Consider the following 12,667-nt stretch of genomic DNA (forward strand, 5'->3'; position numbering starts at 1 on the left):
TACTCCGGCAGGTTACTTTTCATGCTTGTAAAAGGGGGCGTTATCAGGAGTTAATGGCGTATTACCAAGAATCAAGTCGGCAGCTTTTTCTGCGATCATCATGGTAGGGGCGTAGATGTTGCCGTTGGTCACGTAGGGCATGACCGAGGCATCAACCACACGCAGCCCTTCAATGCCGTGTACGCGTAATTCCGGATCAGTGACAGCCATGTCGCCGGTGCCCATGGCACAGGTGCAGCTCGGATGGTAGGCTGATTCTCCTTCGTTCGCCACGAAGTCCAGAATTTCCTCGTCTGTCTGGGCCTGTATCCCTGGAGCAAGTTCTTTGCCTCGGAATTCATCGAACGCAGACTGAGTCATGATCTCGCGAGTTTTGCGGATGGCTTCGACCCATTCACGTTTTTCCTGTTCAGTGGAAAGGTAGTTGAACCGGACGCTCGGATATTCTTTCGGGTCCGACGACTTGATTTTTACATGGCCGCGTACATCGGTGTTCATGGGGCCGACGTGGACCTGATATCCATGTCCCTCGTTAGGAGCAGAACCGTCGTAACGGATGGCGATGGGCAGGAAATGATATTGGATATTGGGGTACTTAAGCTGGTCGTTGCTGCGAATGAAGCCGCCCGCCTCGAAGTGGTTCGTTGCCGCTTCGCCTTTGCCCGCAAGGAGCCATTTTAGGCCAATCCACGGTTGGTTATACCATTTGAGCGCAGGGTACATGCTCACCGGTTTTTTGCAGGCATACTGGACGTACAATTCAAGATGATCTTGAAGATTCTCACCAACGCCCGGAAGATCTTGAACCATATTAATACCGAGTGCAGAAAGTTCTTTGCCGTTGCCTATCCCTGAGAGTTGGAGCAACTGGGGGGAGTTGATGGACCCACCGCAGCAAATGATTTCACCGGCGTACGCCTTCATGACCTGTTTGGCGCGAGTGTATTCCACTCCCACGGCGCGTTTCCCTTCGAACAAAATGCGCGTTGTCATTGCCTTGCATTTGACAGTCAGATTGCGACGATTCTTGACAGGATGGACATATGCGCGGGCGGCATTCCAACGGCGGCCTTGGTAGGTGGTACGGTCGAATTTTCCAAAGCCTTCTTGTTGGTAGCCATTAACGTCCTTGGTCAATGGATAGCCTGCTTCCTGCACTGCATTGAAGAAGGCGTTGAAGAGTGGATTATCGCATTCCGGTTCTGTCAGATAGAGTGGGCCGACAGCTCCTTGATATTCATCTGCACCGGCTGTGCGGCCTTCAAAGCGTTTGAAATACGGGAGACAATGGGCATACGACCAGTTTTCCAGTCCATCTTCCTTGGACCACTTTTCGTAATCCATGGCGTTGCCACGGATGTGGATCATGCCGTTGATGCAGCTGGACCCGCCAAGCACTTTACCTCGTGGCTGATAGATGCGGCGATTGTTCATGTGGGGTTCCGGCTCGGATTCGTACCACCAGTTGTAGGTCTTTCCCGTCAGGGGGTATGTCAATGCGGCAGGCATATGAATGCGGAAATCGAATTTGAAGTCAGGCAGGCCTGCTTCAAGGACGAGGACCTTGTTTTTGGGATTGGCACTTAGGCGGTTGGCAAGGACAGAACCTGCGGAGCCGCCACCGACAATTATGTAATCATATCTTTTCATTTGTATCTTCTCTTTTTGCTATTGTTCGTCTTTTTGGAGGAATTCGGCATCCGGCTCATTCGTGAGGGCTGCTTTTTCATCAATGCATTGGCGCAGGAGCACATAGTGGTGCCCGATGAAAGCCAAGGCTCGCATGAGTTCGCCTTCAGCGATTGCACGCGCCGTATCACTCCAGTTGGCTGCTGCCCTTTCGCGGTAGGTCGCGTCTTCGTACAAGGCGTAGTCATGGGAACTGAATCCCATTTGAATGGCGTGCATGATCCACTCGAAAAGCGGGTTGCGGGCCATATGAGCCAACATGATGTTTAATTTCCGATCAAGCTCACTGCTAGCGATAAAGTCTGGCTCGTCTTCCCGAAGCATTGATTCCAAACGAAGTGCTTCTTTGAACAATTCATCCTTTTCGGTTTGATCTGCATGCGCGATGGCGAGTTGCGTAATCGTTCTATCTATGGTCTCGCGAAATTCGATGAGCTTTTCCGGGTTCACAGGATTTTGCTTGAGAAACAAGGCAAGGGATTCTGAAACATTATCGACATCCATTTGTCGTATATAGGCTCCGCCCTTGGCCCCTTTTTTTACCTCAAGGAGTCCTTTTTGTTTTAGGATTTTGATGGCTTCACGAACGACGCCGCGCCCGGTTCCAAATTGTGATTGCATCTCCCTTTCGCTTGGCAAACGTTCGCCGGGCGACAGACGTCCATCCATGATGGCTGCTTCAATTTGGAGAGCGACTTCCTCGCTGGCACGTCCGGCCTGAACGGGAATGAACATGGTTTGAATACTGATATCGTGAGGCAATGGTACTACCTATTCGTGTTTGTATGGCGTAAAAACGAGATTTGAAGCTATTTTCTTCGATGTTTGGTCGGACCATTGTAGGCATGTTAATCCGATTCAGTCAAGAAGGCGTCGGGTAATAGCAGGAGGGCCGGGTATTAAAAATAGATCATTGGGTTATAGGTATTTTCTAATTTTTGATATACTGGTACGCTGATTTCATCTGATAATTCAAATGGTAAAGATGTACGATGAAACCAGCTGCAATACACGATTTGTTCCCGAATATTGACCCCGGCTCCGTTCCTTTTCTTGCCATCCTCGACCAGTTTTATATGGGAGTGGTTATAACGGATACTGTCGGCAAGATTTTGTATTTCAACGATGTTCAGGCGCGTATCGATAATCTTGATCCGAATGATGTGATCGGACAAAAGGTTATGGACTATTACCGCGTGGATGATGACGTTACTCCCATTATGAAATGTGTTGAATCCGGGGAGATTGTCGATAACTTTGCCTGTTATTACCGCACAAGATTAGGGAAGATAGTTAATTCCATACACAATGTTTATCCTCTGTATTCCCATGAAACATTGATCGGTACGATTTGTTTCGTGAGAGATTACAGCATTACTCGGGAGACTTTCGAAACTATTTCCCAACCTCACGCAAGCCGAGAACTACGGACTTTTAATATTCCGGCCACTCCCGCCAAGAGTCGTGATCTGGGAAATGGAACACGATTTTCGTTTAAGGATATCATTGGAAAGTCCTCAGAATTTGTCAAAGCAGTGGAGTCTGCCCGTACGGCGTCGAATTCGCCTTCTTCCATCATGCTCTACGGCGAAACCGGTACCGGGAAAGAGCTTTTGGCTCAGTCCATTCACAACAAAAGCGCGAGAAAAGACAAGCCGTTCACCGCGATCAATTGTGCGGCTATTCCCGAGCATTTGTTGGAAGGAATTCTCTTTGGCACTGCCAAAGGTGCTTTTACCGGAGCCATGGATAAGCAAGGGCTATTCGAACAGGCCGATGGCGGCACGTTGTTTCTTGATGAGATAAACTCAATGTCCATCGGATTGCAGGCCAAGTTGTTGAGGGTGGTTCAAGAGCGAAAGGTGCGCCGTGTTGGTTCTTTGAAAGAAACCGACATGGATATCAGGATCATAAGTTCAGTGAATGAGGACCCTCATCAAGCCGCAGAAAGAGGGGCTCTTCGATACGATCTACTCTACCGCCTAGGCGTTTTGATTATTCGAATTCCTCCTCTTCGGGAGCGGATGGGTGATCTTGAAAAATTGATTCGTCATTTCTTGTACAAATATAGCGTTCTTCTCGATAGAAATATTAACGCTATATCAGCCGATGTGATGGATATATTTCATAACTACTATTGGGCCGGCAATGTTCGAGAATTAGAACATGTCATTGAAGGAGCGGTAAATTTGGTCACAGATGGCGAAGCTATTACCATTCAACATTTGCCAACTCATATTTCTAAAACGATCGTTTCTCCATCTAACGAAGTCGTGTCTCCTTCTCGTCAGACTGGGAGGAGGGACGTTAGCCCCGCCAATTCACTCAATGTTGTTTTCCCGACAGATTCTTCGGTTACAGCATGCCCGCAAGATAAGTCTCTGGCGAAAATTCAAGCTGAAAATGAGAGCCAAACAATTCGTGAGATGTTGACATTCTATCAAGGGAATGTTTCACGATCCGCCAGAAAGCTTGGACTTTCTCCTCAACTGCTCAATTACAAGATGAAAAAACACGACATTCGCAGAAGCGATTTTCTTGTGTAAATACGAGGCGTCATTCAAGACATACTGAACGGTTTTCGAGAATTTTGTGAAAGGGTTTTTGAAATATTTTTGCTTTTTTAAAATGTAGCTTTAAAATAGCACAATCTGATTGTGTATACTTCCTTCCTTTTTTATTTCTTTTTTTATTTCCATCAAATATTTATAAGTTTTATCAAATGGTTGCATTGATTTTCCCCTTTGCCTTCGTATGTGGCATGTCCGTTGCTATCTCTTGATCAAAAGGCTCGGAATTTGATGGGCAAATGTCCATGAAATTGTATCGGAAGGGCTTTGAGAGTGGCGCGACATCTGGGAGATCATGGTTGTCGCCTTGAATACCAACGAATTATGGATTTGGTGCATCCTTTGAAACCGTCTGAGGGTTGCCAAAAGATTGTACGTAGAATTCATAGCAACTTTCATTCAGGAGACCTCGTTATGGGAAAGAAAATGAAATTGGGACTACACACCTATACTTTGCATCTTTGGGGACTCGGTCAAAACTGGGGTATGATAGCGGAACCGCGTCCAAAGGAGATGAATTTGATTCAGCTGATGGATAGAGCTGTGGAATGGGGGCTGGACGGGCTTCATATTACCGGCTGTGATTTGGAAACCAAAGACGATCAGCGTTTGAAAGAAGTCAAGGAAGCCGCTGAAGCCCGAGGTCTCTATCTGGAATATAATTTCTCGTTGGATGAAGAGTTTGATCCCCGTTTGAGCGACAGCGTGGAGGAAGGTATCCATATCGCTGAAAAGATAGGTGCGGATTTGGGCAAGATCAGTCTGGATATACGTCGCCCTCGTCCGCTTTATGGCAGCTGTTTTCATCCCGATGTTATGAAACAGCTTTGCGCTGTCTATGACGAGGTGAAGGCTGCGCTTCCCTTGCTGGAGAAGACCGGTATAAAGTTGGCTTTGGAGAATCATACTGAAACTTTTGCTGATGAGATTCTGTGGTTGATCGAAAGAATTAATCATCCGCTGGTGGGGGCTTGTGTTGATACGGTGAATTCCATGGGTGTTCTGGAGAACCCGGAAACAGCTGTGGCGAAATTGGCACCGTATGCCTTTTCAAATCATTTTTGCGATCACAAACTTGATCGTGATCAGTTCGGTATTCGGTTTCATGGTGTCGCACTTGGTGATGGAGATATCGATTGTTTCAAGACCTATAACACCATAAAAGAGTTGTCTCCGACAGACCGTATCACTTTCGAAATCGAATGGGATATGGGGGAAGATTCTCTTGAGGTCGCACGAGAAAAAGAATTGGATGCCTGCATCAGAAGTATTAAGTACGCCCGTGAAGTTCTCAATATAGGAGCGTAAGAAGATTAACGCCTCTTCGGGAGAAAGCTTTTCGGAGGGGGGTAAGTGCTCATGAATGCTGACGGCGTCATTGTACGCTATAAAAAAGGGGACGTTCTTCAGAACGTCCCCTTGTGTTTCATTGTATGGAGAGTTGGTTACTTAACCTTGCCAGCCTTCCATGCTTCGAGCAGCTTGTCGTAATCGACAGTTTCACCCTTGGGCTTTTCGTTGGCGAGCTTGGCCTTGGGGGAACCCGGCTTGTTCAGCCAGTAGGATTCTTCGCGGGGCTTGTTCAGCTTGGGACCGCAATCACCGAGGATGCCTGCACGTTCGAGGCGCATGAGAATCTTGTCCTGTTCCTTGGCGAGGTTGTCCATGGCGGTGTCGACGGTGACTTCACCGGCAACAGCTTCACCGATGTTCTGCCACCAGAGCTGAGACAGCTTCGGGTAATCAGGAACGTTGGTGCCGGTAGGCGTCCATGCGACGCGGGCCGGGCTGCGATAGAATTCCACCAGACCGCCCAGCTTGGGAGCGCGTTCGGTGAAAGACTTGTCGTGGATGTCAGAGTTACGGATGGGGGTCAGACCAACGTGGGTTTTCTTCAGGGACGTGGTCTTGGCGACGCAGAACTGTGCGAACAGCCATGCAGCCTGACGACGTTTGATCGGAGTGGATTTCAGCAGGGTCCAGGAACCGCAGTCCTGATAACCGAGTTTCTGGCCTTCTTCCCAGTATGGGCCATGCGGGGACGGAGCCATACGCCATTTGGGTGTACCATCAGCGTTGACGACCGGAGTTCCTTCCTGAACCATGGAAGCGGTAAAGGCGGTGTACCAGAATATCTGCTGGGCAACGTTACCCTTGGCAAGGCTGGGGAGAGACTGATAGAAGTCCATGCCCAAAGCGCCCGGAGGGGCGTACTTACGCAGCCAGTCCATGTATTTGCGCAGAGCATACTTGGCAGCGGGGCCGTTGGTGGCGCCACCACGGGCAACAGAAGAACCGACAGGACGGCAACCTTCTACACGGATGCCCCATTCGTCGACGGGCTTACCATTGGGAATACCCTTGTCGCCAGCACCGGCCATGGACAGCCATGCGTCTGTGAAACGCCAGCCGAGGTCCGGGGCTTTCTTACCGTAATCCATGTGGCCGTAAATGGCCTTGCCGTTGATTTCACGGACATCTTCACTGAAGAATTCAGCGATATCTTCGTAAGCGGACCAGTTGACCGGGACGCCCAGATCATAGCCGTATTTGGCTTTGAATGCCTTTTTCAGCTCAGGTTTTTGGAACCAATCGTAGCGGAACCAGTACAGGTTTGCGAACTGTTGGTCAGGCAGCTGATAGAGCTTGCCGTCAGGACCGGTGGTAAAGGATTTACCCATGAAATCGTCGATATCAAGGGTGGGCAGAGTGACGGATTTACCTTCGTTCTCCATCCAGTCGGTCAGGTTGACCACGTGGCCGGAACGGAAGTGGGTACCGATCAGATCGGAGTCGTTGATGTAGGCATCAAAGACGTTTTCGCCTGATTGGAATTGGACCTGGAGTTTTTCAATGACGTCACCTTCCTGAATCAAGTCATGTGTGACCTTGATACCGGTGATTTCATAGAAAGCCTTGGCGAGTACTTTGGATTCGTACTCGTGTGTGGGGATAGTCTCAGAGACAACTTTGATTTCCATGCCTTTGAAGGGGGCGGCGGCTTTGATGAACCACTGCATTTCCTTCATTTGTTCCTCTTTTGTCAAAGTGGATGGCTGGAACTCGTTGTCGATCCATTTTTTGGCAGCCTTGCTGTCGGCAAAACCGACACTTGCGAGGCTGAGGCATGCTACTGTGAGCACGCCTGTCATCAATAAACGCCGCAACTTCATACGTACCTCCGTATGCTGATTAAAATAACACCTCTACCTCTAGTACCTCTTCACAGCCGTAGGTTCTCTCAATACGGGCTTGGTAATGTGTCGTGTGTCGGGGTTATCCCCAACGCATGACCACAATGAGAAAACACACGGATATTACCGTTGCAATCCAAACGCTGAAATCAGTCAGTCCAATCCATGATAAATGTATATATGCGCTGCCCAGCAGCCCGATGAAAAGGCGGTCTCCACGAGTTGTGGTCAGCGGCAGTACACCGCGTCTGGCCACACATGGAGAAACTACTTCCCATATTGTCATCCCGATGAGCATCAAGGCGATGACGCAAAAGAACCCAGCCGTGACCGGTGTCCATGCCATCCATTCCAGATTCATATCCGTATCCTTTTCTTAAACCCGGCCGAGGGCAAAACCCTTGGCGAGGTGGTTACGTACAAACCAGATGACCAGTGCGCCCGGCACAATGGTCAGGATTCCGGCGGCGGCCAGCAGGCCCCAGTCTAGTCCAGTGGCGCTTACTGTGCGCGTCATGGTTGCAGCAATAGGCTTGGCCGCAGTCGTTGTTAGTGTCCTAGCAAGGAGAAGCTCTACCCAGCTAAACATGAAACAGAAGAATGCGGTGACACCGATTCCTGCACGAATGAGCGGAACAAAAACCCGGAGGAAGAATCGTGGGAAGCTGTAGCCGTCAACGAAGGCTGTTTCATCAATTTCTCTTGGGACACCTGACATGAATCCTTCAAGAATCCATACCGAGAGCGGCACATTGAATAGGCAGTGCGCTAAGGCGACAGCGATGTGCGTATCGATCAGGTTGAATGTCGAATATAATTGGAAGAAAGGCAGCAGGAAGACCGCAGGTGGTGCCATGCGGTTGGTCAACAGCCAGAAGAACACCTGCGAATCTCCGATAAAATGGTATCGAGAGAAGGCGTATGCCGCAGGGAGGGCAACCAGTACTGAGATCACCGTGTTGATGGTCACATAAATGATAGAGTTGATGTACCCGGAGTACCATGACGGATCGGTAAAAATCTTCATGTAGTTGGTAAGAGTCGGGTCGCTTGGATACCATGCAAAGGCACCCATAATATCCGCATTGGTGCGAAGAGACATGTTGAGCATCCAGTAAATAGGGAGGAACAACAGTGCCAGATAGATGATTAGTCCGATGGTTCTTTTTTTAATTATCATGACTTTTCTCCTGTCCCGACTGCCTGAAGAGCTTGATAGAACAGCCAGCAGAACAACAGGATGATGAGGAAGTAGATCAACGAGAATGCCGCAGCCGGGCCGAGATCGAACTGACCGACAGCTATTTTGACGAGATAGATAGACAGGAACGTTGTGGAGTTACCGGGCCCGCCGCCGGTGAGGACAAAGGGTTCTGCGTAAATCAGGAAGCTGTCCATGAACCGCAGCAGCAGAGCGATGGTCAGAACTCCACGCATTTTGGGGAGCTGAATAAAACGGAATATGGCCCAGGCCGAGGCACCGTCAATTTTGGCTGCTTGATAATATGCCTCGGGAATGGCCCGAAGCCCTGCGTAGGCCAGCAGGACAACAAGTGGCGTCCAGTGCCAGACTTCCATGAGCATGAGCGTTGTCCATGCGTCAAATGCGTGGGCTGTGTGGTCAAACGAAATACCGGCTTCGTTGACGAGATAGCCGAATAGGCCGATATCCGGTCGGGTGAAAATGATCCAGATTGTTCCGATAACGTTCCAGGGAATCAACAGCGGCAGGGCCAGAATGACCAGACACGCGGAAGCTGCCCATCCCTTTTTGGGCATAGTCAATGCGATGGCGATACCAAGGGGCATTTCAATCAGCAGGACAAGGCCCGAAAACGCCAACTGCCGCCACAAAGCGTCATGGAGTCGTCCATCTTGTAGAATTTCCTTGAACCATTCGACGCCAACGAAGAGTCGTTGTCCTGGCCCGAAGATGTCCTGCACTGAATAGTTGACAACGGTCATCAACGGAATGATCGCACTGAAAGCTACGATGATAAAGACCGGGAGAATGAAAAACCATGCTTTATTATTGTTCCATTTATTCACAGTTGCCTCCCATTATTTAACCAGTCTTTCGTCGCAGTAAATCTTTGTCTTTTCCGGTGGGAAGGTCAGCCAGCACGTGCCATTCGGGATGTTCCGGTTGTCCTTGATTCTGGCTTTAATATCATTGTCACCGAATCGAGCAGTGATAATACGGCAAAATCCCTGGTCTTCAATGCCGATAACCTGAGCGGCAATACTGTTTTCAACTTCCGTGTCGTGAATTCCAACGTACATGGGACGAATGCCTATTTTGAGTTTGCCGCCTTGTTGAGTGGCTTTTTCGGCGTAGGAAGGAATCAGGGGGATGGCAACGTCGTCGACCAGAGCCTTGTTGTCGGTCACTGTACATTCAAGAAAGTTCATGCCTGGACTACCGATGAAATAGCCGACGAATGTGTGATCCGGACTTTCGAAAAGTTCTTCCGGTGTACCTGTCTGGACGATTTCACCTTCGTACATGACCACGATCTGATCTGCGAAGGTCATTGCCTCCACTTGATCGTGGGTAACGTAGATCATGGTCAGTTTGAATTCTTTGTGGATTTCTTTGAGCTTGCGACGAAGATCCCATTTGAGATGCGGATCGATGACGGTGAGCGGCTCATCAAAAAGAATGGCTGCGACATCGCTTCTGACCAGTCCTCGGCCAAGGGAAATTTTCTGTTTTGCGTCAGCGGAAAGTCCTGCGGCACGTTTGTGCAGGTCCTGTTTCAGGTCGAGGGCCTCGGCGATTTCGTCAACGCGCTTGTTGATGTCCGCCTTGGGTACGCCTCTGTTTTTCAGGGGAAATGCGAGGTTCTGATACACTGTCATTGTATCGTATAGGACAGGGAACTGGAAGACTTGGGCAATATTCCGTTGTTCAGGCTGCAAGGCGGATACGTCTTCTCCATCATAGAGGATGCTGCCGTGCGACGGTTTCAGCAATCCGGATATGATATTCAGCATCGTGGTCTTGCCGCAACCTGATGGGCCGAGCAGGGCATAGGCACCTCCATCTTCCCAAACCGTGTGGATTCGCTTGAGCGCGAAGTCGTCTTCGTCCACCGGATCTGGGCGATAGCTATGCTTGATTTCCTTGAGTTCAATGCGCGCCATGAGATCTCCCGGCTAGTCAGTCTCTGGCGAGAGTAAAAGTTCTCCCGCCTTGTTGAATACATAAAAGGCACTCGGGTGGACATATATCGAGACCTGGCTTCCAGTTTTGTGAATGTGGATGCCGTCATCCTGAACGACGAGAGATTCGTCGCCGTGTTTGATGTGAACAAAGGTCTCTGACCCATTGATTTCCGATAAGGCCACTTCGCCAACGATACAAATGTGGTCGTCACTGTCACAGACCATGCTGAGTTGATTGGATCGAATGCCAAAAATGTAGTCGTCTTTAGGCAGGTCGGCCATTGTTGAGGCCTTCTGGAAGGTCAACCCATTGATCATTTCCACTGTGCCGTTATTGATCGATCCATTCATGAAGTTGATGGGCGGATCGCTGAAAACCTGGGCAACCTGAGTCGTGGCGGGATGCTGGTATACTTCAGCTGTTGGTCCTATTTGGAGGACTCGGCCTTCGTGCATGACAATGACGTTGCCACCAAGCATGAGGGCTTCGGTGGGTTCTGTAGTCGTGTAAACGACAACCGAATCACGTTTGATGAAGATTTTCTGTAACTCGTCTCGAAGTTCTTCTCTTAACTTGTAGTCGAGGTTGACAAGGGGTTCATCCAGAAGCAGAAGGTCGACGTTTTTTACCAATGCGCGGGCGATGGCCGTACGCTGTTGCTGCCCACCTGAAAGTTCTGCGGGGAGTCGGTCGAGAAGGTGTTCAATGTGCAGCATGGATGCCGCTTCCATAACACGTCTTTCAATTTCGGCCTTTTTTACGCCATGAATTTTTAAGGGAGAAGCAATGTTTTCGTAGATGGTCTGAGACGGGTAATTGATGAATTGTTGGTAAACCATGGCGATGCTACGTTTGCGAACGGTGACGCCTGTGACATCTTGGCCATCGGCGAAAACGGAGCCTGACGTGGGGCGATCAAGCCCTGCCATGATTCGGAGAAGCGAGGTTTTTCCCGCTAGCGTCCGTCCCAGAACCACGTAGCGAGAGCCCGAATCGAACTCCAGGTTGATCTCGTTGAGATGGACTTCCTGTCCAACCAATTTATTGATGCCTTTGAGCTGTAAACTCATAAATCGTACTCCCGGTGGTCTATTCCGGTCAAAATTTTCACAACATATTCACAATATGACGTAGCATTGTCAGTAAATGTTCGCAAGTGAAAACGATTTTTCCATGACTCCTGAGTTATTTACTTTTTTAAAAAATACCTGTTTGAACTACTCGGCAACATGGAGTTCGACGTCGTTGTGCTTCATTATTTCAACAAGTTCAGCCGGTGGCAGCTTGTTGGTGAACATGGCGTCAACTTCGCGGATATTGCCCAGTCTGACCATGGCGTTTCTACCGAATTTGGTGTGGTCCGTGACAAGAAAGACTTTGCGTGAATTTTCAATGATGGAGCGTGCGGCTGTGACCTCGCGATAATCGAAGTCGAGGAGTGTGCCATCTTTGTCTACACCGCTGATCCCGATGATGCCGTAGTCGACCTTGAATTGGCGTATGAAATCAATGGCTGCCTCTCCTACGATGCCGCAGTCCTTGTGTCGTACGATTCCGCCGGAGACGATGACTTCTATGTCTTTGTTTCCGCTTAATGTCTTGGCAACATTGAGGTTGTTTGTGATGACACGGAGTTTGTCATGGTTAACCAAGACTTTTGCGACTTCTTCGGTGGTCGTTCCCATATTGATAAAGAGCGAAGATCTGGTGGGGATGTTTTGGGCAACCAGTTTGGCGATGACCTGTTTTTCCCGAAGGCAGAGAATTTTGCGATCCGTGTAGTCGACGTTTTCTGTGCTGAGTATGGGGCCGGCCCCCCCATGGTGTCTTTGAAGGAGTCCTTGATCGCAGAGAGTATTGATATCTCGACGGACAGTTTGCGGGGTGACATTGAACTTGGTGGCCAAGTCTCCAATGGCAATAAAGCCTCGTTCTCTGACAAGGTCGACAATTTGTTTGTGGCGTATTTGGACGGAGGCGTGTTTGCCGCCTTTGGTTGTGGAATTGCCTGAATCTTGATCCGACATAACTCTTCCTTAAATATG

11 protein-coding genes are annotated in these 12,667 nt (G+C 49.2%); 2 read left to right on the plus strand and 9 right to left on the minus strand.

Annotated features, from left to right (window positions below; genetic code table 11):
• Window positions 1-12: 12 nt before the first annotated feature.
• Both betA and SYK_RS00375 read right to left on the minus strand, forming a co-directional pair.
• A complete protein-coding gene (gene betA / locus SYK_RS00370; protein WP_281761645.1) occupies window positions 13-1,650 on the minus strand; it encodes a choline dehydrogenase in 1,638 nt (545 codons plus the stop codon).
• A gap of 18 nt (window positions 1,651-1,668) precedes the next feature.
• Complete coding sequence (locus SYK_RS00375) at window positions 1,669-2,424, minus strand: FadR/GntR family transcriptional regulator (protein WP_281761646.1); 756 nt, start codon at window positions 2,422-2,424, stop codon at window positions 1,669-1,671.
• A 257-nt stretch (window positions 2,425-2,681) separates the two neighbouring features.
• Here SYK_RS00375 and SYK_RS00380 point away from each other — a divergent pair, with 257 nt between their 5' ends.
• A complete protein-coding gene (locus tag SYK_RS00380) occupies window positions 2,682-4,235 on the plus strand; it encodes a sigma-54 interaction domain-containing protein (RefSeq protein ID WP_281761647.1) in 1,554 nt (517 codons plus the stop codon).
• Between the two features lie 438 nt (window positions 4,236-4,673).
• Entirely contained in the window at window positions 4,674-5,567 is an 894-nt protein-coding gene (locus SYK_RS00385) for a sugar phosphate isomerase/epimerase family protein (RefSeq protein ID WP_281761648.1), read from the plus strand.
• Between the two features lie 137 nt (window positions 5,568-5,704).
• Here the strand turns inward: SYK_RS00385 and SYK_RS00390 are convergent, their stop codons facing one another.
• The 7 genes from SYK_RS00390 to SYK_RS00420 form a co-directional block, all read right to left on the minus strand.
• Entirely contained in the window at window positions 5,705-7,432 is a 1,728-nt protein-coding gene (locus tag SYK_RS00390) for an ABC transporter substrate-binding protein (RefSeq protein ID WP_281761649.1), read from the minus strand.
• 103 nt (window positions 7,433-7,535) lie between these two features.
• Window positions 7,536-7,814: a DUF2160 domain-containing protein gene (locus SYK_RS00395; protein WP_281761650.1), complete on the minus strand. Its 279-nt coding sequence runs from the start codon at window positions 7,812-7,814 to the stop codon at window positions 7,536-7,538.
• Between the two features lie 15 nt (window positions 7,815-7,829).
• Complete coding sequence (locus SYK_RS00400) at window positions 7,830-8,633, minus strand: carbohydrate ABC transporter permease (protein ID WP_281761651.1); 804 nt, start codon at window positions 8,631-8,633, stop codon at window positions 7,830-7,832.
• Window positions 8,630-9,502 (minus strand): carbohydrate ABC transporter permease, encoded by an 873-nt coding sequence (locus SYK_RS00405; protein WP_281761652.1) that lies wholly within the window; start codon window positions 9,500-9,502, stop codon window positions 8,630-8,632. Before SYK_RS00405 ends, SYK_RS00400 begins: the two co-directional genes overlap by 4 nt.
• 12 nt (window positions 9,503-9,514) lie before the next feature.
• Window positions 9,515-10,600, minus strand: coding sequence for an ABC transporter ATP-binding protein (locus SYK_RS00410; protein ID WP_281761653.1), 1,086 nt, complete (start codon window positions 10,598-10,600; stop codon window positions 9,515-9,517).
• Between the two features lie 12 nt (window positions 10,601-10,612).
• Window positions 10,613-11,692: an ABC transporter ATP-binding protein gene (locus SYK_RS00415; protein WP_281761654.1), complete on the minus strand. Its 1,080-nt coding sequence runs from the start codon at window positions 11,690-11,692 to the stop codon at window positions 10,613-10,615.
• A gap of 147 nt (window positions 11,693-11,839) precedes the next feature.
• Complete coding sequence (locus tag SYK_RS00420; protein WP_281761655.1) at window positions 11,840-12,649, minus strand: DeoR family transcriptional regulator; 810 nt, start codon at window positions 12,647-12,649, stop codon at window positions 11,840-11,842.
• Window positions 12,650-12,667: the final 18 nt, after the last annotated feature.

Source organism: Pseudodesulfovibrio nedwellii, from assembly GCF_027923765.1.
In the GTDB taxonomy this organism is placed as follows: Bacteria; Desulfobacterota; Desulfovibrionia; order Desulfovibrionales; family Desulfovibrionaceae; genus Pseudodesulfovibrio; species Pseudodesulfovibrio nedwellii.